The sequence below is a fragment of the Citrobacter sp. Cc139 genome (assembly GCF_030334645.1).
GTDB lineage: Bacteria > Pseudomonadota > Gammaproteobacteria > Enterobacterales > Enterobacteriaceae > Citrobacter > Citrobacter werkmanii.
Map to the genome: position 1 here is coordinate 183,700 of NZ_JAOWDM010000069.1, position 23,561 is coordinate 207,260.

19 protein-coding genes, 1 tRNA gene and 1 other RNA gene are annotated in these 23,561 nt (G+C 52.4%); 5 read left to right on the top strand and 16 right to left on the bottom strand.

The window, feature by feature from the left end; genetic code table 11:
- Positions 1–19: 19 nt before the first annotated feature.
- Positions 20–1,045, top strand: a complete 1,026-nt coding sequence (gene yhjD, locus OGV69_RS05525; protein ID WP_038635120.1) for an inner membrane protein YhjD — start codon at positions 20–22, stop codon at positions 1,043–1,045.
- A 349-nt stretch (positions 1,046–1,394) separates the two neighbouring features.
- Positions 1,395–2,717, top strand: coding sequence for an MFS transporter (locus OGV69_RS05530; RefSeq protein ID WP_069323751.1), 1,323 nt, complete (start codon positions 1,395–1,397; stop codon positions 2,715–2,717).
- Between the two features lie 43 nt (positions 2,718–2,760).
- On the opposite strand, the gene OGV69_RS05535 is transcribed toward OGV69_RS05530, so the two are convergent.
- Together OGV69_RS05535 and pdeH are read right to left on the bottom strand one after the other, a co-directional pair.
- Complete coding sequence (locus tag OGV69_RS05535) at positions 2,761–4,821, bottom strand: AsmA family protein (protein ID WP_069323750.1); 2,061 nt, start codon at positions 4,819–4,821, stop codon at positions 2,761–2,763.
- 77 nt (positions 4,822–4,898) lie between these two features.
- Entirely contained in the window at positions 4,899–5,666 is a 768-nt protein-coding gene (gene pdeH / locus OGV69_RS05540) for a cyclic-guanylate-specific phosphodiesterase (RefSeq protein ID WP_038635128.1), read from the bottom strand.
- Between the two features lie 230 nt (positions 5,667–5,896).
- Here pdeH and kdgK point away from each other — a divergent pair, with 230 nt between their 5' ends.
- Positions 5,897–6,826, top strand: a complete 930-nt coding sequence (gene kdgK, locus OGV69_RS05545; protein ID WP_038635130.1) for a 2-dehydro-3-deoxygluconokinase — start codon at positions 5,897–5,899, stop codon at positions 6,824–6,826.
- A gap of 92 nt (positions 6,827–6,918) precedes the next feature.
- Here the strand turns inward: kdgK and OGV69_RS05550 are convergent, their stop codons facing one another.
- From OGV69_RS05550 to OGV69_RS05570, 5 genes are all read right to left on the bottom strand, one after another.
- On the bottom strand, positions 6,919–8,412 hold the full coding sequence (locus tag OGV69_RS05550) for a M16 family metallopeptidase (protein ID WP_038635132.1): 1,494 nt from the start codon (positions 8,410–8,412) through the stop codon (positions 6,919–6,921).
- A 222-nt stretch (positions 8,413–8,634) separates the two neighbouring features.
- A complete protein-coding gene (dctA, locus tag OGV69_RS05555) occupies positions 8,635–9,921 on the bottom strand; it encodes a C4-dicarboxylate transporter DctC (RefSeq protein ID WP_006687518.1) in 1,287 nt (428 codons plus the stop codon).
- 157 nt (positions 9,922–10,078) lie between these two features.
- Positions 10,079–12,085 (bottom strand): biofilm formation regulator HmsP, encoded by a 2,007-nt coding sequence (gene hmsP / locus OGV69_RS05560; RefSeq protein WP_074458494.1) that lies wholly within the window; start codon positions 12,083–12,085, stop codon positions 10,079–10,081.
- A gap of 225 nt (positions 12,086–12,310) precedes the next feature.
- The gene (locus OGV69_RS05565; RefSeq protein ID WP_038635136.1) at positions 12,311–12,418 is read right to left on the bottom strand and encodes a type I toxin-antitoxin system toxin Ldr family protein; all 108 of its coding nucleotides are present in this window, start codon (positions 12,416–12,418) and stop codon (positions 12,311–12,313) included.
- Between the two features lie 85 nt (positions 12,419–12,503).
- Positions 12,504–12,755 carry a hypothetical protein gene (locus OGV69_RS05570; protein WP_141700237.1) on the bottom strand — a complete coding sequence of 84 codons (252 nt, stop codon included), beginning with the start codon at positions 12,753–12,755 and terminating at the stop codon, positions 12,504–12,506.
- Positions 12,756–12,842: 87 nt separating this feature from the next.
- Here OGV69_RS05570 and megL point away from each other — a divergent pair, with 87 nt between their 5' ends.
- Complete coding sequence (megL, locus tag OGV69_RS05575; protein WP_061380953.1) at positions 12,843–14,039, top strand: methionine gamma-lyase; 1,197 nt, start codon at positions 12,843–12,845, stop codon at positions 14,037–14,039.
- Between the two features lie 117 nt (positions 14,040–14,156).
- Positions 14,157–15,455: an aromatic amino acid transport family protein gene (locus OGV69_RS05580; RefSeq protein WP_038635139.1), complete on the top strand. Its 1,299-nt coding sequence runs from the start codon at positions 14,157–14,159 to the stop codon at positions 15,453–15,455.
- 33 nt (positions 15,456–15,488) lie between these two features.
- On the opposite strand, the gene OGV69_RS05585 is transcribed toward OGV69_RS05580, so the two are convergent.
- The 9 genes from OGV69_RS05585 to OGV69_RS05625 all read right to left on the bottom strand — a co-directional run bounded on the left by OGV69_RS05585 (position 15,489) and on the right by OGV69_RS05625 (position 23,539).
- Positions 15,489–16,691, bottom strand: a complete 1,203-nt coding sequence (locus OGV69_RS05585; RefSeq protein WP_038635141.1) for a sigma-54 interaction domain-containing protein — start codon at positions 16,689–16,691, stop codon at positions 15,489–15,491.
- 176 nt (positions 16,692–16,867) lie between these two features.
- On the bottom strand, positions 16,868–17,872 hold the full coding sequence (gene dppF / locus OGV69_RS05590; RefSeq protein ID WP_038635143.1) for a dipeptide ABC transporter ATP-binding subunit DppF: 1,005 nt from the start codon (positions 17,870–17,872) through the stop codon (positions 16,868–16,870).
- A complete protein-coding gene (gene dppD, locus OGV69_RS05595; RefSeq protein WP_038635145.1) occupies positions 17,869–18,852 on the bottom strand; it encodes a dipeptide ABC transporter ATP-binding protein in 984 nt (327 codons plus the stop codon). The genes dppF and dppD overlap by 4 nt, the downstream gene beginning before the upstream one ends.
- Positions 18,853–18,862: 10 nt before the next feature.
- Positions 18,863–19,765 (bottom strand): dipeptide ABC transporter permease DppC, encoded by a 903-nt coding sequence (gene dppC / locus OGV69_RS05600; protein WP_038635146.1) that lies wholly within the window; start codon positions 19,763–19,765, stop codon positions 18,863–18,865.
- A 9-nt stretch (positions 19,766–19,774) separates the two neighbouring features.
- A complete protein-coding gene (gene dppB / locus OGV69_RS05605) occupies positions 19,775–20,794 on the bottom strand; it encodes a dipeptide ABC transporter permease DppB (protein ID WP_032940634.1) in 1,020 nt (339 codons plus the stop codon).
- Between the two features lie 166 nt (positions 20,795–20,960).
- The gene (gene dppA, locus OGV69_RS05610; RefSeq protein WP_038635147.1) at positions 20,961–22,568 is read right to left on the bottom strand and encodes a dipeptide ABC transporter periplasmic-binding protein DppA; all 1,608 of its coding nucleotides are present in this window, start codon (positions 22,566–22,568) and stop codon (positions 20,961–20,963) included.
- On the bottom strand, positions 22,483–22,719 hold the full coding sequence (locus tag OGV69_RS05615) for a hypothetical protein (protein ID WP_162267364.1): 237 nt from the start codon (positions 22,717–22,719) through the stop codon (positions 22,483–22,485). Before OGV69_RS05615 ends, dppA begins: the two co-directional genes overlap by 86 nt.
- Positions 22,720–23,298: 579 nt before the next feature.
- A non-coding RNA gene (locus OGV69_RS05620) (RtT sRNA) lies at positions 23,299–23,431 on the bottom strand.
- A gap of 31 nt (positions 23,432–23,462) precedes the next feature.
- Positions 23,463–23,539 (bottom strand) — tRNA-Pro (locus OGV69_RS05625).
- Positions 23,540–23,561: the final 22 nt, after the last annotated feature.

Sequence of the window (23,561 nt, forward strand, 5' to 3'; positions counted from 1 at the left end):
AACAAGGAATACTGGCCTGATGACGCAGGAAAAAGAGATAAAACGCCCCATTCAGGAACTTGAGCACGCACCGATCCCAAAAATTGAGACCCAGGAGCGTGAAAAAACAGAAACCAACGGTACGACCAACCAGGCATTGCAAACAGCCCTGACCCTCGCCGATAAAATTCAACGCCAGCCCGTCATCGCCCATATGATTCGAGCCGCAGAGCGTTTTAATGACCGCATGGGAAACCAGTTTGGCGCCGCTATCACCTACTTCTCGTTCCTGTCGATGATCCCTATCCTGATGGTGTCATTTGCCGCCGCCGGTTTTATTCTCGCCTCCCACCCTACGCTGTTGCAGGATATCTTCAGCAAAATACTGCTTAACGTCAGCGACCCGACGCTCGCCTCCACGTTAAAAAACACCATTAACACTGCCGTTCAGCAGCGAACCACCGTGGGTCTGGTCGGGCTTGGGATCGCCCTTTATTCCGGGATTAACTGGATGGGCAATCTGCGCGAAGCGATTCGTGCCCAGTCGCGAGATGTTTGGGAGCGTACGCCGCAGGATCAGGAAAAAATTTGGGTTAAATACCTGCGCGATTTTGTTTCATTGATTGGTTTGTTGATTGCGCTGATTGTCACTCTGTCCATTACTTCTATCGCCGGTTCCGCCCAGCAGATGATTATCTCTGCGCTGTATCTCGACGGCATCGAATGGCTGAAACCCGCCTGGCGCCTGATCGGCCTGACCATCTCTATTTTCGCCAACTATTTGCTTTTCTTCTGGATTTTCTGGCGACTGCCGCGTCACCGACCACGTAAGAAAGCACTCATTCGCGGCACATTTATCGCGGCGCTGGGGTTTGAAGTTATCAAAATGATCATGACCTACATGCTGCCGTCACTGGTGCAATCGCCGTCAGGCGCGGCGTTTGGTTCCGTGCTTGGACTGATGGCGTTCTTCTACTTCTTCGCTCGTCTGACGCTGTTTTGCGCCGCCTGGATAGCCACGGCGGAATACAAAGATGACCCGCGGATGCCGGGGAAAACGCAATAGCCACCGCCGGATTAGTTGTGAATTGCCGGATGGCGACGCACGCGTCTTATCCAGCCTACGGGTGAGTTTGTAGGCCGGATAAGCGCAGCGCCATCCGGCAATTATAATGCCGCCCGTTCTTACTGATTTAGTGAATAAATCCAACCCGTAACTTTTATTTAACCAAAAACCAGTTTTATCATCCAAGTTTTAAATTATGTGAAGCATTTCATGGAAGTGAAATCTTCAGCCTGAATATTATCCCCTTTTTGCTCTTTTTTTGACCAATTGCAGGGTTTGTTACAGATTGAAATATCGCTTTTGCTGTGCGTAATATGGCCTTTCGTTCGGCCAAAAATAAGAAAATATTATGCAAGCAACAGCCACAACACTCGACAACGAACAGGAACACACCCCGGTCAACTCGCGCAATAAAGTTGTCGTCGCCTCACTCATTGGTACCGCCATTGAGTTCTTCGACTTCTATATCTACGCGACCGCCGCGGTGATCGTGTTTCCCCATATTTTCTTCCCGCAGGGAGATCCGACCGCGGCTACGCTGCAGTCCCTCGCCACCTTCGCTATCGCTTTTGTGGCCCGGCCAATCGGCTCCGCGGTGTTCGGCCATTTCGGCGATCGCGTAGGCCGTAAAGTCACGCTGGTTGCTTCACTGCTTACCATGGGGATTTCAACGGTTGTCATTGGCCTGCTGCCGGGCTATGAAACTATCGGCATTTTCGCCCCGTTGCTGCTGGCACTGGCGCGTTTTGGTCAGGGTTTAGGTCTGGGCGGTGAGTGGGGCGGCGCGGCGTTGCTGGCAACGGAAAACGCGCCGCCGCGTAAACGCGCGCTGTACGGATCATTCCCGCAACTGGGCGCGCCTATCGGCTTTTTCTTCGCCAACGGCACTTTTCTGCTGCTCTCCTGGCTGCTGACCGATGAACAGTTTATGAGCTGGGGCTGGCGCGTACCGTTCATCTTCTCTGCGGTACTGGTGATCATCGGCCTGTACGTTCGCGTTTCATTGCATGAGTCCCCGGTCTTCGCCAAAGTCGCTGCGGCGAAAAAACAGGTGAAAATCCCGCTGGGTACCTTACTGACAAAGCATATTCGCGTAACGATCCTCGGCACGTTCATCATGCTGGCGACCTATACGCTGTTCTATATCATGACCGTCTATTCGATGACGTTCAGTACAGCCGCCGCGCCTGTAGGGCTTGGCCTGCCACGTAATGAAGTGTTGTGGATGCTGATGATGGCGGTAATTGGCTTTGGCGTTATGGTGCCTGTGGCGGGTCTGCTGGCCGACGCGTTTGGTCGCCGCAAGAGCATGCTCATCATCACCACGCTTATCATTCTGTTTGCGCTGTTTGCCTTTAAACCGCTGCTCGGATCTGGCAATCCGGCGCTGGTGTTCGCTTTCCTGCTGCTGGGTTTAAGCCTGATGGGACTGACATTTGGTCCGATGGGCGCGTTGCTGCCGGAGCTGTTCCCAACCGAGGTTCGCTACACGGGCGCATCATTCTCATATAACGTTTCGTCGATTCTTGGCGCTTCCGTTGCCCCGTATATTGCCGCATGGCTGCAGGCTAACTACGGTCTGGCAGCGGTAGGAACGTATCTGGCATCGATGGCGGCGTTGACATTGATCGCGCTGCTGTTAACCCATGAGACCCGTCATCAGTCATTATGATTCTTTTGCCGGATGCGGTGTAACCATCGCATCCGGCCTGACATCACTTCTTCATTTGCGACAGTATCGCCCGGCACTGGTTGGCTTCCCCTTCGGAAGGGGAAATCAGCGCCAACAGTGCCGCCGCTGGAGTGACTAACGTGGCTAATGTGGCGGCAACCGCACCACGCGCAATCAATGGCCCGGCTTTTACACCTGCCTGCGGGTTCTTGAAGGTCCCGCGAACATACAGCGGCGAACGCAGCGTAATAATACGAATACCTTTGCTCTCTGGATCGATGGTTAAATCCAGTTGCTCAGAGGCAAAACTCGCGGTCCCGGTCACATTGATCACCGCATTTTCCGTATCAAAAGCAAAGATTTGAGGACGCGCCACGCCGTTAACGATATCCAGATTCGCCGCCGCGCAGTTCACCCGGACCTCATCGTCACCAAATATCTGACCAACGAGATAGTTACCCAGATTTAATCCCACAATTTCCATCAGATTCCGGCTGATTAAGCCATCGTTCATCAGCAGCTTCAGGTTGCCATTGCTGTTTCCCAACAGCGCGGCCACCGAGTTTCCGCTGCCGCTAAATTTAGCGTCACCGTTCATTTCACCGAGCGTTTTCTGCATCAGTTCTACATCCGGCATGAGCTCTTTTAGCTTCAGGCGGCGAGCCTGAATATCCGCCTGCCCACGCATCGGCTTTTTATCCCCTTCCAGATGGATTCTGGAAACAATGCTGCCTCCCGCCAGGCCAAATTTCAGCGGCTGCAGGCGCAGGTCGGCATTTTTCAGGATGATATGGGTGGAGAGATCGCTAATCGGTAGGCTGCTGCCGTGTTCAATGCGCCGACCTTTAAAACGTACGTCAGCATCCATCACATTCCATTTGTCAGTTTCGAAACGGTCATACGGTAAGACTTTATCGGCAGGCTGGACGCTCTTCTCACCTTTGCGCTGTTCAGACTGTTTGGCCTTTTCCGCGCCTTTACCCGAATCCACACCAATCAGCGGTCCCAAATCAGCCAGTCTCAGCTGGCGTGATTCGACGTCCCCTTCCAGTTTCGGACGCGGCTTACCGGTCGTATAAGTTAGCGTTCCATGAATATCGCTGTCGCCAATACGGCCATTAAAATCGCGGTAATCAAAAACAGAGGATTTTTCCGGATCGATTTTCGCCACCAGACGCCCGTCGGTTTCAAACGGCGGCGTATCCGGGAGCAGCACCCCCGTCAAATCGTACAAATCCCCTAGCGAATCACCCGAGAATTTAAGCCGCAGATCCACGCCGCCCATATTCATCGGGTCATTTACCGTACCGGTAAATGCTACGCGCGTATTGCCCGACCGGAAATCAGCCTGCACCGGGAAAGGGGTTCCTTCGCCCCTCAGCGCCAGCATCCCGCCTATTTTTCCGCTACCGCTTAGCGGTTCGTCGTTATAGCGTCCTTTGGCCTGCAAACCAAATACGTAGTCCTCAACGCGGGTTTGACTCTCTTTATTTTTTGCGCCCGTCACTTCGCTAAAAGGCAATGGCTTACCCAGCGGATCGACCAGGATCTCAAGCTCCGAGCGAGTCACCTTATCGTTAATAGCGATGCGTCCTTGATCGAAGAGAATATTATCCAGCCGGAAAGACCACGCAGAGGGCGACGCATTAGGATCGCGGTTTTCATCTTCTGCGAGGGTAAAAGTCCAGTTATTGTTTTTTTCCGACAGGCGAATGAGGCGCGCATCAGGCTTTACCAGCTTGACCCACGGTAGCCAGACGGTTTTTGTCAGTAATGCCAGCGGCGCGAGCGTGGCTTCCACACGGGGAAGATGCACCATGGTGACGTCGGCAATGTCCGGCGGGTTGCCAAGGATAATATCCTCGGCATGAACGTGCGGCCACGGAACCCAGCTACGCCAGCCGGTTTCCTGCTTCTGGCGCTCCCAAACCACGCCCAGATCGCCCCGTATGGCGAAGGGCCGGTTGAGTTCTGTAGAGACTTTCTGGTTGATGGTCGGTTTGAGCCGGTTCCAGTCAAATGTCGCAATCACAATGATGAATACGACGATCAACAACAAGAAAACCCCTAATACGGATGTGGTTATTTTGCCTGCTTTTGTCATAGTTAGCGTCCTCACTTCCTTCCTTGCCTGTCCTAAAGATAGTCCAGCAGGGCAAAATGAGGGACGCTACATCCGAATCAAAGCGACAGGATCACCTCTTCGAGGGTATGCAGAGGTACTGGACGAGAAAGAAAATAGCCTTGCGCCGCGAAAGCCGGTGAGTTTTGCACATCACGCCACTCTTCAAGTGTTTCAACACCTTCAACAATTACCCCGCGGCAATAGCGGTTCATCAGCTGTAACAACAGCGTGAAGAGATTGCGGCCTTCCGGCGTCTGGCGCAGCATGACAAACAGATCCCGCGCCACTTTAATATAGTCGTAACTCACTTCGCTCAGGGCCGAGAAGTTCGCCATTCCGGTACCAAAATCATCCAGCCAGAGGGGACCAAACTCGCACATTGAGGCGAACGACGACCCCTTCGGCAGGCGGATATGCTCCACCAGCTCAAAACGCAGCCACGGCAGGCATTCGATGATTTTCAGGATTTCAGGATCCTGGCGCATCGCAATCAGCGTTGGGCCATCGACATTCACTGAAGCCAGCAGGTTATTGGCTCTGAAAAAGTCCTTTTTCAGCTCAAGCTGCAGGAGCTGCTCTTTCACGACCTCTATACGGTGTCGGACGGCCACTTCAGCAAAATAGCGATCTGGCGCAATACGTTGGGCAGGATTATCAGGATGGGTCACGACGGTCAGCAGTTCAACGGCCATCAGCCGTCCGTCGGTCTGGTAAATCGGCTGATAGGTGTAAGCACGCTCGCACTGCAGCCAATAGCGTCTCGCCTGCAAGCTTTCGATACTCGCATCGGGCGTAATGAGCTGCTGGGTAACCTGCTTTATCATCAAAGATGTCCTGTAAATAAGAGTGTGACTGACCGGACTCGTCAAAGGTTATCGGCGCTCAGGCGCAGAACTTTACGTTCCGCCGCAGGCAAAATAAAAACCAGGCGGCAAAAAACAACGCAGAACACGTGCTGGCTCAAAAAAATAATGGAACGTTGTTTTAATATAGTTGACCACTTAACACCCACAGCGCACACTAACGCTAATTTTTTTCAGAGCAGGTTACGACTATGTCCAGAAAGATTGCCGTGATTGGCGAATGCATGATTGAGCTGTCACAGAAAGGCGCCGACGTTCAGCGCGGATTCGGTGGCGACACGTTGAATACATCCGTTTATATCGCCCGCCAGGTCGATGCAGCGGCGCTTTCGGTACACTATGTGACTGCACTGGGTACTGACAGTTTCAGCCAACAAATGCTGGACTCCTGGCAGGGTGAAAATGTTGACACCTCATTAACCCAGCGTATGGAAAACCGCCTGCCGGGACTCTACTACATTGAGACCGACAGCACCGGCGAGCGCACCTTCTATTACTGGCGTAATGAAGCCGCAGCAAAATTCTGGCTGGAGAGCGAACAGTCCGCCGCGATTTGCGAAGAGCTGGCGACATTTGATTATCTGTATCTGAGCGGAATCAGCCTGGCGATTCTAAGCCCGGCCAGCCGTGACAAACTGCTGACGTTACTGCGTGAATGCCGCGCTAACGGTGGAAAAGTCATTTTTGACAATAACTACCGCCCACGCCTGTGGAGTAGCAAAGAAGAAACGCAGCAGGTTTATCAGCAGATGCTGGAATGCACCAATATCGCGTTCCTGACGCTGGATGATGAAGACGCATTGTGGGGTGAAAAACCTGTAGCCGAGGTGATTGCCCGTACTCACGCGGCTGGCGTTCAGGAAGTCGTGGTGAAGCGCGGCGCAGACTCTTGTCTGGTTTCTATCGAGGGTGAAACGCTGATCGACGTCCCGGCCGTTAAATTACCGAAAGAGAAAGTGATTGATACCACCGCAGCGGGAGACTCCTTCAGCGCCGGGTATCTGGCGGTACGTCTGACCGGTGGCAATGCCGCCGATGCCGCAAAACGCGGTCACCTGACGGCAAGCACGGTGATTCAGCATCGCGGGGCGATTATCCCACGCGACGCTATGCCGCAATAACGTGTTGTTCTTGTAGGCCGGGCAAGCGAAGCGCCCCCGGCCTACCCACCCAAGGCCGGATGGCGGCGTAATCGCCTTATCCGGTCTGGAGGTTACTGTACCGGCGGGATATCCGTCACTTCAGGATGTGATTCATCCGTTTCTACCGGCGTTGCCGCCGCGGTAACGGGCGCCATAATGCTATCCCACGTCGCCTGCAGCTCCTTCATATTGAATTCAGGTTCCCCCTTCGGCTGCAGCAGAATTAACGCCATATCTTGCGACAGTTGCTGGCGCAGATCCTGATTCAGCATCTCCACGTTCAGACTGTTGAGGAAGCTCTGGCGTAAACGCTGATACTGTTCAGGCGCGATATCCACCACCTGATTTTGCAGCGAGCGCAAACGCTGGCTGATCAAAATGTCGGTATCGGTACGGCCATAGGTGGCAAACAGTTTCTGCAGTTCCAGATTTTTTTGCGCCACCAGCGCATTGAACTCTTCTTCCGGCAGGCCCTTATCACGCACTTTCGCCAGCTCACGCGCAACCGTACCGAGGTTCGCATTCAGCTTACCGTTCGGCGATTCCACGTTGATAGCGCACTGGGCACGCAGGAACAGCACCCGACAATCAAATCCAAGGCCGATATCTTTGGCATTGTTTTTGGTCAGTTCCTGCTGAATATGCCAGAACAGCGCTTCACGGGCTAAATCAGCGCGCCAGTAGCGCAACAGCGCGGCGGATTCACGGATTGGCTGCCATGGCGTGTCCCACATGATGGAAAGGCGATCCTGACGTACCGCATCGGTCATAATGCTCACGGCTTCTGCACGCAGCGGTGAAAGCGTCGGCACCGGCGCTGGGGTTTCCCGTTTTCCTTTTAACTCGCCAAAGGTTTTATTGATTTGTTCAGCCACGCTGCGCGCATCTACGTTACCCACGATAATCAGCGTCATCGCGTCCGGGGTATACCATTTCTGGTAGAAGGAGTGGATTTTCGCGGCATCGACAGGCGTTTTAAGCGGATCAGCTGGATCGTGCCCCAGCAGGGTTGATCCCTTCAGACGGTAACGCCACCACCCCTCTTTGGTATCTGACGGCCAGGTTGCGACCATATCTTCGCTACTCAGCGCATGATTAACCGTTTCAGGAGTGATGCTCAGATTGCCGGAAATATTCGCCAGGTAAGTAAGTGACTCTTTCAGCAAGTCGTTACGGCTGTTAGGCAGACTGAGGTTATATAGCGTGGAATCATAAGAAACGATAACGGGCGGCATGGGACGTTTGGGATCGAACCCCTGCTGCCACAGTGAACGGGCTTGCGTGGCATCAAGGCCACCGCTTTGCGTCAGCGCGATACGCGGGATCGCATGACTGAAACCACTCTGTTGCGTACTTTCGGTGAGTGAACCGGTATTGACCAGCAGGCGAACCTCAATACGGTCGCTGGGGCGCTGGGGAGTGGCTAGCACTTGCCACTGTAGACCATTTGCCAGCGTGCCCTGTTGCCACGCCGGGTCAGGCTGGAGCGCATCTGCCTGCACATAGCCGGCAGTGGCCATCATCAGCAAGCCGCCCGCTAAAAGTCGAATTTTTGTGCCCTGCATGTGAACCCCTGATCAACTATCCTGGTAATAAAAAGACAGCCCGCGAAAGGACTCTCTGAATATGACGTTAAAAACACTTCGTGTTAGACCGCAAGAACATGAAAATGTCACGGAGGAAGTGAAAAAATCCCGACGCCGCCGAATCGACGGTTTCAGGCACAGGGGGTAATTATGCGCAAACACCCGCAGTCCTGGAAGGGACTACGGGCATAAGTGACGAGATTAAGAGGATAAATCGTGCGTTTTGCCATCCGGCGCACGATTATTCAGCGTGTCATCCAGCTTTTTGGTATCCAATTCTTTCACCCATTTAGCCACAACGACAGTTGCCACACCGTTACCAATCAGGTTGGTCAGCGCACGGGCTTCAGACATAAAGCGGTCAATACCGAGAATCAGCGCCAGGCCAGCGACCGGTAAATGCCCCACCGCAGAGATAGTCGCGGCCAGAACAATGAAGCCACTCCCGGTCACACCCGCAGCACCTTTTGAGGAGAGCAGGAGCACGACCAGCAGGGTTATCTGATGGAAAATATCCATATGACTGTTGGTGGCCTGAGCGATAAACACCGCCGCCATCGTCAGATAGATGGATGTCCCATCAAGGTTAAACGAGTACCCCGTGGGTATAACCAACCCGACAACCGACTTCCGACAGCCCAGTTTCTCCATTTTATCGAGCATACGCGGCAGTGCGGATTCAGAAGAAGACGTACCCAGAACGATCAGCAGTTCTTCACGGATATAGCGGATGAATTTGAAGATGCTGAAGCCAGTCGCGCGAGCAATGGAGCCCAGTACCAGAACCACAAACAGAATACAGGTGATGTAGAAGCAGATTATCAGCTGCCCCAGTTGAACCAGCGTTCCGACGCCATATTTACCGATGGTAAAAGCCATGGCACCGAAAGCCCCGATCGGCGCCAGGCGCATGATCATATTGATGATGCCGAAAATAACCTGCGAGAAGCTTTCAATTACGTTGAAAATCATCTGGCCTTTGCTGCCCAGACGATGCAGAGCAAAACCAAACATTACCGCAAACAGCAATACCTGCAGGATATTACCGCTGGCAAACGCGCCAATGACGCTCGCAGGGATAATGTCCATCAGGAAACCTACGATCCCCTGGTCTTTTGCCTGTTCGGCGTAAATCGCTACCGCTTTGGCATCCAGCGTTGCCGGATCGACGTTCATCCCGGCACCAGGTTGCACCACGTTGACGATGATGAGGCCGATGATCAGCGCAATCGTACTGACAATTTCAAAATAGAGCAGTGCAACCGCACCGGTGCGGCCTACTGCTTTCATACTTTCCATGCCTGCAATGCCGGTCACGACAGTACAGAAGATGACAGGTGCGATGACCATCTTGATGAGCTTAACGAAAGCATCACCAAGCGGCTTCATTTGAGCGCCTAATTCAGGGTAGTAATGGCCAAGGAGAATACCAATGGCAATTGCTGTCAGGACCTGAAAGTAAAGGCTTTTGAATATAGAGGTCTTCATAGGGTGTCCTTAAAGTAAAAACCACAGGTCTTGTAAGGTTTTGTTTAACCTGCGGCCTTAAAGTAACACCCACTCAACATGACAGAAATGCACCTGGAACATAATTGATACAAAAATGTTAAAAATTTTGAGCTGGCTCGCACAAGCGAGACCTTTTTTAACTTTTGTAATCAGCGCCTTCCGGTGCCAGATAGCGTTCTTCAAAGATATTTACCGGAACTGGTCGGGCAAACAGGAAGCCTTGCGCCACTTCCACCCCTGCTTGTGATAACCATTCGCGTTGCGCTTCCGTTTCAACGCCTTCGGCGATCATCTGCAAGTTGAGACTGTGTGCCAATTGAATGATGGCGGAGATCATGCTGCAATCTTCGGGCACGCCATCGACAAACATCTTATCGATTTTGAGTACATCCACCGGTAGCGACTTCATATGCTGTAGCTGTCGCAGACCCGCATACCCCATGCCAAAATCGTCCAGCGCGATGCGCACGCCCGCGTTGCGCAGCGGTCGCAAAATGGCCACCGCGGCATTGGGATCGTCAATATGTCGGCTTTCAGTCACTTCCAGAATTAATGTGCCAGGCTTAATGCGATAGCGCGTTAACAACTCCAGCAGATCAGACACCATATTGGGGTGCATCAACTGGAGAGCGGATAAATTCACCGAGAGCGGCAGCATCAGACCGCGTTCTTGCCAGGCTGACAGCTGGCGGCATGTTTCTTCCAGCACCCAATAACCGACGGTCACCATCAGACCACAAGACTCAATTCTGTCGATTAACCCTTCTGGCAGCTCCCAGCTACCGTCCGGCTGTTGCATTCGCAATAATGCTTCTGCGCTCAATACCTTGCCGCTGGACATTTCTACCTGGGGCTGCATCCAGAGCGCAAACTGCTGGTTATCCATGGCGGTTAAAATATCGTTCTCCTGGGTTAAACGCTGCTGCGCCTCTTCCATCTGCAACGGATCAAAGAACTGAATTTGGTTTTTACCTTTATGACGCGACGTTAACACGGCGGACAGGGCGCGGCGGTAGAGCTGCTCTGCAGTTAAATCACCATAAAACATCGCCACCCCGATGTTGCAGTTCGGACGTAGTTGAATGCCCTGAATCGGTAACCGCTCATTAACGATAGTGAGTACTTGCTGACCTAGTGTAATGGCATGCCAGGGCTCTTTTACACCATGCGCGATGATGGCGAAGTCATAGCCGCTCACCTGGGTAAGCACCATTCTGGGGGCCAATACCGATTTTAGTTTTTCGACTAACGTCAGCAGCAAGATTTCTCGCTGAGTTTCGGTTAACACGCCCGCGGTATCACGCAGGGTTTCACAGGTGACAATCATCAGCGCCGTCGTTTGCTGACGCGTCACCACCTGCTCCAGCAATCCCATTAAAAACGACTTATTGGGCAATTCGGAAACCGGGAAGCGCATCGAATGGTCGCTTTGCTCTTCGCTATGGCGTTTGATGAGCTGCTGATTGAGGTTGTAGCTACGCACCAGCATACCAATCTCATCATCCTGATGCAGACGTGGTAATGCCAGTTGATAGCCAATCAGATCCTGCTGTTGAATGTCGTTCAGCTCGCGAGCGATTTTGCGCAATGGGTGCACAATCAAACGGTTAATACACCATGAGATGGCTACCGTGAGTATTAACGATAAAAGTAAGTAAATGGTCACTAACGTTGAGAGCGTGCTCATCACAAACTTGTACATGCGGTACGAATCCGCCTGCAGCACCAGATACGCCAGCGGCTGTGGGTTCGCTGAGCGCTCAAGTGAATAGACCGGCAGCGAAATTTGCACCGGAAGCTCAAACAGGCGGGTCACCGTAACGGGAACCGGGCGTTCGGGAATAAAGCTCATCCGCAGCGCCTGAAACTGATTAGGCAGCACCACATCAGCGCGACTGACCACGCCCGCTGGCCGAATGCTGCGTAAAATGGCTTCCGCTTCGGGAATATCCCCTTTCAGGATAGTGTCGGAAAGAGGTTCACGGATGGAGCGAGCGATACTTTCCAGTTGTGTAGCCGTGTTATAGCGGTTCTGCTGTACCAGATGGAACAACAAAACGGTGCAAAAAATGAAAACAAACACCATGACAACGGCCGCGACCATTGCCATCTGCTTAATTGTTAACGAGCGACTGACACGCAAACTGACTCTCCACGGATAGACGAAACTGCCGTCAGAGTATACCCGATCGTAGCGGTATTAAGAGAGACGGTATCTGAAAACTTCCCAGCGTGCATTATCGCGACAGGATAGGCACCTGACGACGAGATTTATCTGCATTTAAGCCGAAAAAGGCCGCAAGGTCACCCCTGCGGCCTGGTTCGGGCGCATATTGCCATCACGGCAGGCAGACGCCCACTAAGCGCATTACTTCCTGTTACGTAGCCAGCTCACAATCAGACTGGCAATAATACCAGCGATGATTGGAGCCGCTAAATCGTGCCAGAAGGCCACGCCTAACTGTACGAGCGTCATATAGCCGCCTGTGTTGCAATGGCAACTGTTCGCGGCTATCCTTAACTTGTCTGGAGTCAAGTTAGCCCCCGTTTTGTTGCCAGGTTTATACTGAACAACGTGCGGGGGTTTTCTCTTTCCAGCAACCGATGCCGCCGGGGATCAAGCCCCCGCAACATTGCGCCTCACCGGTAATTCCCGGCTTGCCGCTGATTCTACGGTAGCCCTTTCGCCATATCACCGCGCAATATTCCGCTCTGCGTAGCGCCTCGCATTTCACCCGTTTCTCGCCAGTACGCTGGAAAGATTCTTGCCAGTTGGCAACATTCCTGCCGACTATTAATCCAGGTAAATACATAACTCATTGATATCTATTAATTCAATTTCTGGCACAGCGATTGCTATTTGAGTGTGAGCTGTTCTGTTCCGAATTAAAGGAGATATCATGTCTGACTGTCGTACTTACGGATTCAACACCCAGATCGTTCACGCAGGGCAACAACCCGATCCTTCAACTGGCGCGCTCAGTACGCCTATTTTCCAGACTTCAACGTTTGTATTTGACAGCGCCGAACAAGGTGCCGCCCGCTTTGCGCTTGAGGAGTCCGGGTATATTTATACTCGTTTGGGTAACCCCACTACCGATGCGCTGGAGAAAAAGCTGGCGGTGCTGGAAAGAGGTGAAGCCGGACTGGCAACCGCGTCCGGTATTTCTGCCATCACCACAACGCTGCTGACATTGTGCCAGCAGGGTGACCATATCGTTTCCGCCAGCGCAATTTACGGCTGCACCCACGCGTTTCTGTCGCACAGCATGCCGAAGTTCGGGATTAACGTCAGCTTTGTCGATGCGGCGAATCCTGAAGAAATTCGCGCCGCCATGCGCCCGGAAACCAAAGTGGTGTATATCGAAACGCCCGCCAACCCGACGCTCTCATTGGTTGATATTGAAACGGTGGCCGGCATTGCCCATCAGCAAGGCGCAGTGCTGGTGGTGGATAACACCTTTATGTCGCCGTACTGCCAGCAGCCTTTGCAACTGGGCGCAGACATCGTGGTGCACAGCGTCACCAAATATATCAACGGCCACGGGGATGTGATTGGCGGCATTATCGTCGGCAAGCAGGAGTTTATTGACCAGGCGCGGTTTGTGGGGCTGAAAGATATCACCGGCGGCTGCATGAGTCCGTTCAACGCCTGGTTAACGCTGCGCGGCGTTAAAACACTGGGCATTCGAATGGAACGACACTGCGAAAATGCGATGAAAATCGCCCGTTTCCTGGAAGGGCATCCATCCATCACCCACGTTTATTATCCCGGCCTCTCTTCACATCCGCAGTATGAGCTGGGCCAACGGCAGATGAGTCTGCCAGGAGGAATTATCAGCTTCGAAATCGCCGGCGGCCTCGAGGCTGGCAGACGGATGATCAATTCTGTAGAATTGTGCCTCCTCGCGGTCAGTCTCGGTGATACCGAAACCCTCATTCAGCACCCAGCGTCTATGACACATTCGCCCGTTGCGCCAGAGGAACGGCTTAAAGCAGGTATTACCGACGGGCTTATCCGTCTTTCTGTGGGTCTTGAAGATCCAGAAGATATTATTAACGACCTTGAACACGCCATCAGAAAGGCAACATTCTGACCACTACAGTCTGAACCGACGCCGATCGGTTCAGACTGTTGAGAATCAAGGCACAACAGTCTGGCTATACGCGCAATCCTTTTCCGGGGAGAGCGTGTATTTTGGGCAGGGGGTTCTATGCAGGACAACACATTACAATTAAGCAACAATACAGCAACCGCCGTACCAATCTCAAAAAAGATACCGTTTACGAAATACGATTTTGGCTGGGTATTACTCTGTATCGGCATGGCAATTGGCGCCGGAACGGTACTGATGCCGGTACAAATTGGCTTAACAGGTATTTGGGTATTTATTGTCGCCTTTATTATTGCTTATCCCGCAACTTATATTGTGCAGGACATTTATTTAAAAACATTATCAGAGAGTGAAACCTGTAATGACTATACTGATATTATAAGTCATTATTTGGGGAAAAACTGGGGCGTATTTCTTGGCGTCATCTATTTCCTGATGATTATTCACGGCATATTTATTTATTCCCTATCAGTAGTATTTGACAGTGCCTCTTATATCAAAACTTTTGGCTTGACCGAGGCCGACCTTTCGCAGTCAATAATCTACAAAGTAGCCATTTTTGCCGTGCTGGTCGCCATTGCATCCGGGGGAGAAAAGCTGCTGTTCAAAATCTCCGGTCCGATGGTAGTAGTAAAAGTGGGTATCATCATCGTGTTTGGTTTTGCGATGATCCCGCACTGGAACTTTAGCAATATCAGCGCGTTTCCTGAAGCCTCGGTTTTCTTTCGCAACGTGCTGTTGACCATCCCGTTCTGCTTCTTCTCAGCGGTGTTTATTCAGGTATTAAACCCAATGAACATCGCTTATCGCAAACGGGTGGCAGACCGGGTACTGGCGACGCGCATGGCGATACGCACGCATCGCATCAGTTACATTACGCTGATTGCGGTTATTCTGTTTTTCTCCTTCTCTTTTACCTTTTCTATTAGCCATGAAGAGGCCGTTTCGGCCTTTGAGCAAAATATTTCCGCCCTGGCGCTGGCAGCGCAAGTTATTCCAGGACAAATTATTCATATCACCTCAACGGTACTGAATATCTTCGCCGTATTAACGGCGTTTTTTGGTATTTACCTGGGATTCCATGAGGCCATTAAGGGTATTATTCTTAACATCCTGAGTCGCGTCATTGACGTTGAGAAAATTAATCCGCTGGTGCTCACGCTGGGTATTTGCACATTTATTGTGATTACTCTGGTTATTTGGGTGTCGTTCCGCGTATCGGTGCTGGTATTCTTCCAGTTGGGGAGCCCACTGTACGGGATTGTGTCGTGTATTATTCCATTTTTCCTGATCTATAAAGTGACGCAGTTAGAGAAATTGCGCGGTGTTAAAACCTGGCTGATTCTGCTGTACGGAATTCTGCTGTGCCTGTCGCCATTATTGAAGCTGATTGAATAACCCGTCTAACGCGCCGTCAGCCACTGGCGGCGCTTAACTCACACTCTCCAACTGATAGCTGCGAATTTTATTCAACACCGTGGTATGCGACACCCCCAACGCTTTAGCGATATGCCGCGACGACACATTATCTTCTACCATTTGTTCGATGAGCTGGCGCTCAGCACTAAGCACTTGTTCTTTAAAAGGGCGTTCCGTTGGGGCTTGTTCAACCGCAGGTAAATTCACCATTCCCAGTTCGTCCAGGGTAATGACATCCGATTCCGCCATCAGCATCAGACGAATAATGGTATTTTCCAGTTCACGAACGTTTCCCGGCCAGGCGTGATGATGCAAGGCCGCAAAACAGGCTTTATCCAGGATTATCCGGCGCTGGAACTCCTTCGCATACTTCTGCACAAAGTGGCGAATAAGCAGACTAATATCCTGCGGGCGCTCCCGTAAGGGAGGAATGGTGAGTGAAAGTACGTTGATGCGATAATAGAGATCGGCGCGCAACAGACGTTGTTCCACCATCTCTTCCAGATTAGCGTTGGTTGCCACAATAATACGTACATTAACCGGTATAATTTGTGCGCCGCCAACGCGACGAATCCCACCATCCTGAAGCACGCGCAGTAATTTAGCCTGTAAGCTCAGCGACATTTCACCAAACTCATCAAGAAAAAGGGTGCCTTTATCGGCCATTTCAAACAGCCCTTTTTTGCCTTTACAATCTGCGCCGCTAAAGGCTCCTTTCTCATAGCCAAAGAATTCACTTTCCATCAGCGACTCAGGCAATGCAGAGCAGTTGACCGGAATAAACGGATAAAAGCGCCGCTTCCCGGAATTATGGATAGCCCGGGCCAGTAGCTCCTTGCCGGTTCCCGTGTCACCGCGGATCAGAACGGTATATTTGCTGTCGGCAATTCTGATCGCCTTTTCGATAAGCAAGCGCATGCTCTGGCTAGTGCAAATAATGTCAGAGAAATAGCGCGGGCGTTCCGGCTCGGACGTTGACAGTTCGCTTATCTCTTCACACAGGTAAGCGACATTAATAATATCGGCTCGCTGGCTCAAACACGTTTGCACGCAGGAAATATCCTGCAGCTGACGGCACCAGGATTTAATCAGGATCCGTCCCGGTGTGACTTTCATTGAGATGATATTGATATCACAGCAGGAAAATTCCTTCAGGACATCCTCAACCATCGATAGTCGATCAATTGTTTTAATATCCCAGCGTATCGTGACCACATTTGCTCCTGATCGTTAGCAACTGCGAAATCGCTATTTCTGTGACAAAAGGGTATCTGACTACATTTTAGACGCTATGGAATAATGTTCTGCCAGAGGACTCACATTGTGGACGTAAAAACAAAATATAAAAAAACCGGAGCACAAGGCTCCGGTTATTAGGTTATAACCCACGTTTATCGCTGTGGGTTTTCATCCTGGTCCACGGCGAAACAGGCCACCAGTTGACCGCCATAATCTTTCAACTGCGGCTGAAGCTGGGTACACGGACCAAAACGACGGCGGCAGCGGGCGTTGAACGCGCAGCCCGGCGGCGGATTCAGCGGGCTCGGCAGCTCTCCGGTCAGCTTGATACGTTCGCGGCGGTCGTCCGGGTTCAGACGTGGCGTGGCTGAAAGTAGCGCCTGGGTATACGGATGACGCGGATTATTGAAGATCTGATCCTTAGTCCCTTTTTCCACACAGCGGCCTAAATACATCACCATCACTTCATCGGCAATGTGCTCCACCACCGACAGGTCGTGCGAGATAAAAACGTAGGACAGTCCAAGATCCTGTTGTAAATCCATCATCAGATTCAGGACCTGCGCACGCACTGAAACGTCGAGCGCCGAGACCGGTTCGTCGGCTATCACCACGTCCGGGTCCAGCATCAGACCCCGGGCAATGGCGATACGCTGACGCTGGCCGCCGGAGAACATATGCGGGTAACGATCGTAGTGCTCAGTTTTTAGCCCCACTTTCGCCATCATCGCCAGCGCTTTTTCACGCCGCTGCTCTTTGCTGAGCGTGGAGTTGATCAGCAACGGCTCTTCCAGAATCTGCCCCACTTTCTTACGCGGATTCAGAGAACCGTACGGGTTCTGGAACACAATCTGGATTTTCTGCCGACGCAACTTCTGCGCTTGCGGATCGTGCTTGAGCAGATCCTGCCCCTGGTAATACAGCTCACCGCCAGTTGGAACTTCAATCATCGTCAACAGACGGCCAAGCGTGGATTTTCCACAGCCAGACTCGCCTACTACCGCCAGCGTTTTACCGCGTTCAAGAGTAAAGGAGACGCCGTCCAGCGCCTTCACCAGGCGCTCAGGGGAAAATAATCCCTTCTTTACCGGGTAGTGTTTTTTCAGATCGATCGCCTGCAACAGCGGCTGTTGCAAGGTGGCCTCATGCGTACTCATAGTGTGGGCCTCCCGGCATCATCAAGTGGGTAGTGGCATTTCGACTGACGACCGCCTTCCAGCAGATTCAGTTCAGGTTCTTCAGCGCGGCATTTGTCGGTTGCATACGGACAGCGCGGGTTCAGCAAACAGCCGTTCGGACGGTCATACTTACCTGGGACCACACCTGGCAACGAAGCCAGACGCGCTTTATCCTGCGCAAACTCCGGTAGCGCACGTAGCAGTGCCTGGGTATAAGGATGACGCGGCGCGCGGAAAATATCCTGCGCAGCGCCTGTTTCCACGACCTGCCCGGCGTACATTACGATGATTTTATGTGCCGCTTCCGCCACCAGCGCCAGGTCGTGGGTAATCAAAACCAGCGCCATATTCTCTTTTTGCTGCAACTCCAGCAGCAGCTCAATGATCTGCGCCTGAATGGTCACGTCCAGCGCCGTCGTCGGTTCGTCGGCAATCAGCAGCTTCGGACGACAGGCAATCGCCATCGCGATCATCACGCGCTGGCTCATCCCACCGGACAACTGGTGCGGATACACGTCCAGACGCGAGGCCGGATCGGGGATCCCCACCAACGTCAGCAGGTCAATCGCCCGCTGAACGCGCGTTTTTTTATTGCCGCCCTGATGCACTTTGATGGCTTCCATAATCTGATAGCCGACGGTGTAGCACGGGTTAAGGCTGGTCATCGGATCCTGGAAAATCATCGCCACTTCTGCACCGACTAACTGACGACGCTCTTTCTCAGAGATGCGCTTCAGGTCACGACCGTTAAACTCCAGATTTTCGGCCATCACGCGGCCAGGGTAGTCAATCAACCCCATAATCGCCAGCGAACTGACAGACTTACCAGAGCCGGATTCACCCACAATGCCAACCACTTCCCCCTGGTTCACACTGTAGCTAATGCGGTCTACGGCGCGGAACTCGGCGCCTACGTCGCCGAAGTGCACCGATAATTTATCTACATTTAATAACGCCATCTCGAACCTCTTACTGCTTCAGTTTGGGATCGAGCGCGTCACGCAGACCGTCACCCATCAGGTTAAATGCCAGCACCGTCAGCAGGATCGCCAGCCCCGGGAAGGTCACGACCCACCAGGCGCTTTGGGCAAACTGCAGAACGTCAGAGAGCATGGTGCCCCATTCCGGCGTAGGCGGCTGTGCGCCCATCCCCAGAAAGCCGAGGGCAGCCATATCGAGAATGGCGTTAGAGAAACCAAGCGATGCCTGAACAATCAGCGGCGCAAGACAGTTAGGCAAAATATTGACGAACATCTGGCGCATCGCACCGGCACCCGCCACGCGCGAAGCGGTAACGTAGTCGCGGTTGACTTCCACCAGCACAGCGGCGCGCGTCAGACGCACATAGTGCGGTAACGCCACGAACGTCAGCGCCAAGGCGGCGTTGCCAATCGAAGGACCAAATACCGCCACCAGCACCAGCGCCAGTAACAGGCTCGGCAGCGCCAGCATGATATCGACCACGCGCATGATGACGTTATCGATAATCCCGCCAAAATAACCGGCGACCAGCCCGAGAATTACGCCCATCAGCAGGGAGAGCACCACGACCAGACAGCCGACCAACAGCGACAGACGCGCGCCGTACATCAGACGCGAGAGCACATCGCGGCCCACATCGTCAGTACCAAACAGGTGCGCCATCGTGCCGCCTTCCTGCCATGCAGGCGGCGCCAGCAGCGCATCACGGAACTGCTCAGCCGGATTATACGGGGCGAGAACATTCGCAAAGACCGCAATCAGAATCATGATGACAACATAAACCAGCCCGACAACCGCGCCTTTATTACGCTTGAAATAGTGCCAGAACTCCTGCATCGGGGTCATTGGCACCGGTGCGGCAATAACTTTATTTTCAGTAACCTGTGACATGATGGCCCCTTACTTCTTATGACGAATACGCGGGTTCACCACGCCGTACAGTAGGTCTACCAGCAGGTTGACGAGAATAATCATCGTCGCGACCAGTAACACCCCGCCCTGCACCACCGGATAATCGCGGCGCTGTAGCGCATCGATCAGCCAGCGTCCCAGCCCAGGCCATGAGAAGATAGTCTCGGTCAGGATCGCCCCGGCAAGCAATGTCCCAACCTGCAGGCCGATAACGGTCACGACGGGCAGCATGGCGTTACGCAAAGCGTGAATAATGATGACGCGCATCCGGGTCAGACCTTTGGCACGGGCGGTACGAATGTAATCTTCACCCAGTACTTCCAGCATTGATGAACGGGTCATACGCACAATTACCGCCAGAGGAATGGTACCCAGCACCATCGCCGGCAGGATCATATGCGCCAGCGCATCAATAAAGTTACCCTCTTCGCCCCAGATAGCGGTATCTATCAGCATAAAACCGGTCAGCGGGTTGGAGTCATCAAGGAATACCATGTCGCTCACCCGGCCGGAAACCGGGGTCAGGTTTAACTGCACGGAAACCAGCATGATCAGCATCATGCCCCACCAGAAAATCGGCATAGAGTAACCGGTCAGCGCCAGGCCAACGGCGGTGTGATCGAAAATGGAGCCGCGCTTCACGGCAGCAAGTACCCCCACCGGAATACCTACCGCGACGGCGAAAATCATCGCGCAGACGCCGAGTTCCAGCGTGGCTTTAAAACGAGGCACGAACTCATCCCACACAGGTAAACGGCTTTTCAGCGAGATACCTAAGTCACCATGCATAACCCCCCAGATATAATGGAGGTACTGCTGCCACATCGGTTTATCCAAACCAAGTTCGGCCAGCAGTTGAGCATGACGCTCAGGGGAGATCCCACGCTCACCCGCCATGATCATTACCGGATCGCCGGGGATCATATGGACGAAGGCAAAAGTGAGAAGAGTGATACCGATAAACGTGGGGATGACGAGTCCCAAACGTCGGAGAATGAACTGCAACATAACCCGGATTCTCTCTAATGACGCACGGCCTGGAACCGTGAGTCTGTATTGCTCACAAATCTTATCCCACGCAAACTGCATCGCGGGTAAAGCATTACGCCGGATGGCGCTGCGCTTATCCGGCCTACACAACACCGGGGCGCAGCGCTTCCTTGATTGCTTTTAATTATTCGACAGAGACGTTTTCGAAGTGATGTTTGCCTAATGGATCAACCACATAGCCTTTAACTTCTTTACGCACTGGCTCGTACACGGTGGAGTGAGCAACAATCAGAGCCGGAGCCTGATCGTGCATAACAACCTGAGCTTGTTTGTACAGTTCGATACGCTTGTTGTGGTCGTCGGTGGCACGCGCCGGCTGGATCAAGTCTTCAAACGGCTTGTAGCACCAGCGAGAGTAGTTGGAACCATCTTTCGCAGCCGCACAGCTGAACAGGGTGGCGAAGAAGTTATCCGGATCCCCGTTGTCACCGGTCCAGCCCATCATGACGGCCTGATGTTCACCCGCTTTGGCGCGTTTCAGATACTCGCCCCACTCGTAGGTCACAATCTTGGCCTGAACGCCAATTTTCGCCCAGTCAGCCTGAACCATCTCCGCCATACGGCGTGCGTTCGGGTTGTACGGACGCTGTACCGGCATTGCCCACAGCTCAACGGTAAAGCCTTTGTCCTGACCGGCTTCTTTTAGCAGCGCTTTCGCTTTCTCAGGATCGTAACTGTAGTCTTTAATGTCATCGTTATAGCCCCACATGGTCGGTGGGATCAGGTTCTTCGCGGCCACGCCAGCGCCCTGATAAACGGCTTTGATGATCGCTTCTTTGTTTACCGCGTAAGTCAGCGCCTGACGAACTTTGACGTCATCAAACGGTTTCTTCTCGGTGTTGTAAGAGAGGTAGCCCACGTTCAGACCAGCCTGCTCCATCAGGTTGATGTTTTTATCCTGCTTCATGCGCGCGATGTCTGCCGGGTTCGGATACGGCATCACCTGGCACTCATTCTTCTGCAGTTTGGCGTAACGTACGGAAGCATCAGGCGTAATAGAGAAGACCAGACGGTCGATCTGCGGCTTAGTACCCCAGTAGCCCGGGAAAGCTTTATACAGAATACGGGAGTCTTTCTGGTATTGCTGCAGCTGGAACGGACCGGTACCAATTGGGTTGAGGTCTACTTTCTCCGGGGAACCGGCTTTCAGCATGTTGTCTGCATATTCTTTAGAAAGAATAGAAGCGAAGTCCATCGCCAGATCGGCCAGGAACGGTGCTTCCGGACGCGTCAGTACGAACTGAACAGTTTTATCGTCCACTTTTTTCACTTCGGAGATCAGATCTGGCAGACCCATCCCTTCGAAGTATTCATAACTGCCGCCAGAGACTTTGTGGTACGGGTTCTGGGCATTTTTCTGACGATCGAACGAGAACACCACGTCATCGGCGTTAAAATCGCGCGTCGGTTTGAAATCTTTATTGTCCTGCCACTTCACGCCCTGGCGCAGGTGGAAGGTGTAGGTTTTACCGTCTTCGCTGATTTCCCACTTCTCAGCAAGGCCCGGGATCACTTCGGTGGTACCGATTTTGAATTCAACCAGGCGGTTATAGATCGGTACGGAGCTGGCATCATAGGTGGTGCCAGAGGTGAAAAGCTGCGGGTTAAAGCCTTCAGGAGATCCTTCTGAACAATAAACCAGAGTTTTAGCCTGTACGCTTGCTGCGACGGTCATGGCCACCAGGCTCAGACCAAGCTTCAGCATCCCTGACTTCTTCAAGGAAATACTCATTCTTCTGCTCCAAATGTGATGTTTGTTGTTTTACCCTTTGCAGTGGGTTTGCACCGCCTGGCCTTTTTTGTTTTTTACCCGGCCGGGTCGGCGTTAAGAGGATGGGGATTCCGTTCACATAAGCGACTGAGTTGCAGTGCGGATTCTCCATGAAATGCCCCTCATGCCCTACAATCTGTCAACAGAATGTGAAAACGTCAATACAGGTAACCGTGATTTACACCAACGGTGAGAATTGACAAACAAAGATTAAAAAAAGTGCAGACGGCTATTTTCAGCAGGGAAATTTGTGCTACGCGCTCTGTGCCAGAATAAATATCTTAATATTTCGCAACATTTGGTGATTAACATTTATGCAAATTCTTAAAACTTTCTAAATTAATGCTGCATATCTGAGCGATTAATACCATGAACGTTAAAACGCACAGCGGAAAATGCCAGGTTCAGCCATAAGTAGCGCAAAAAAAGTTTCATGCAAATATAAAAAAAGGCAATGGAATATGTCACAAAATCGTTAACAGTCAGTGGGAAGTGGCGCACAATTTTTGTAGACAAAATGAAGGTCAAAGATGGGATTGGAAACGCCATACACGCAGGGGTGAAACTGAGCCTGTAGGCTGGATAAGGCGTCCATCCGCCATCCGCAATATCTCCAATATTGCCTGATGGCGCTGCGCTTATCAGGCCTACAAATGCAAAAAACCCTGCTCGTTGAGCAGGGTTTTGAATTTGGTCGGTGATAGAGGATTACTCGCCACTGCGTGGCTCGCCCTGCGGGCCGTTGCTGGCGCAACGTTCTCTCGCTACGCTCGAGTCGAACCTCTTGCCCCCGGAGGTTCTCATCCTCACGGGCCATAATGCAAAAACCCTGCTCGTTGAGCAGGGTTTTAAATTTGGTCGGTGATAGAGGATTCGAACCTCCGACCCCTTCGTCCCGAACGAAGTGCGCTACCAGGCTGCGCCAATCACCGAATGCGGGGCGCATCTTACTGC

Bases quoted from the DNA above. Each gene is read 5' to 3' on its own strand.
- yhjD (WP_038635120.1), top strand. From the start codon at position 20: ATGACGCAGGAAAAAGAGATAAAACGCCCCATTCAGGAACTTGAGCAC.
- OGV69_RS05565 (WP_038635136.1), bottom strand. From the start codon at position 12,418: ATGACGCTCGTACAGTTAGGCGTGGCCTTCTGGCACGATTTAGCGGCT.
- dppA (WP_038635147.1), bottom strand. From the start codon at position 22,568: ATGAGTATTTCCTTGAAGAAGTCAGGGATGCTGAAGCTTGGTCTGAGC.
- OGV69_RS05570 (WP_141700237.1), bottom strand. From the start codon at position 12,755: ATGTATTTACCTGGATTAATAGTCGGCAGGAATGTTGCCAACTGGCAA.
- dppF (WP_038635143.1), bottom strand. From the start codon at position 17,872: ATGAGTACGCATGAGGCCACCTTGCAACAGCCGCTGTTGCAGGCGATC.
- OGV69_RS05550 (WP_038635132.1), bottom strand. From the start codon at position 8,412: ATGCAGGGCACAAAAATTCGACTTTTAGCGGGCGGCTTGCTGATGATG.
- OGV69_RS05535 (WP_069323750.1), bottom strand. From the start codon at position 4,821: ATGACAAAAGCAGGCAAAATAACCACATCCGTATTAGGGGTTTTCTTG.
- OGV69_RS05615 (WP_162267364.1), bottom strand. From the start codon at position 22,719: ATGGAGAATCCGCACTGCAACTCAGTCGCTTATGTGAACGGAATCCCC.
- megL (WP_061380953.1), top strand. From the start codon at position 12,843: ATGTCTGACTGTCGTACTTACGGATTCAACACCCAGATCGTTCACGCA.
- OGV69_RS05580 (WP_038635139.1), top strand. From the start codon at position 14,157: ATGCAGGACAACACATTACAATTAAGCAACAATACAGCAACCGCCGTA.
- dctA (WP_006687518.1), bottom strand. From the start codon at position 9,921: ATGAAGACCTCTATATTCAAAAGCCTTTACTTTCAGGTCCTGACAGCA.
- kdgK (WP_038635130.1), top strand. From the start codon at position 5,897: ATGTCCAGAAAGATTGCCGTGATTGGCGAATGCATGATTGAGCTGTCA.
- pdeH (WP_038635128.1), bottom strand. From the start codon at position 5,666: ATGATAAAGCAGGTTACCCAGCAGCTCATTACGCCCGATGCGAGTATC.
- dppB (WP_032940634.1), bottom strand. From the start codon at position 20,794: ATGTTGCAGTTCATTCTCCGACGTTTGGGACTCGTCATCCCCACGTTT.
- dppD (WP_038635145.1), bottom strand. From the start codon at position 18,852: ATGGCGTTATTAAATGTAGATAAATTATCGGTGCACTTCGGCGACGTA.
- OGV69_RS05530 (WP_069323751.1), top strand. From the start codon at position 1,395: ATGCAAGCAACAGCCACAACACTCGACAACGAACAGGAACACACCCCG.
- dppC (WP_038635146.1), bottom strand. From the start codon at position 19,765: ATGTCACAGGTTACTGAAAATAAAGTTATTGCCGCACCGGTGCCAATG.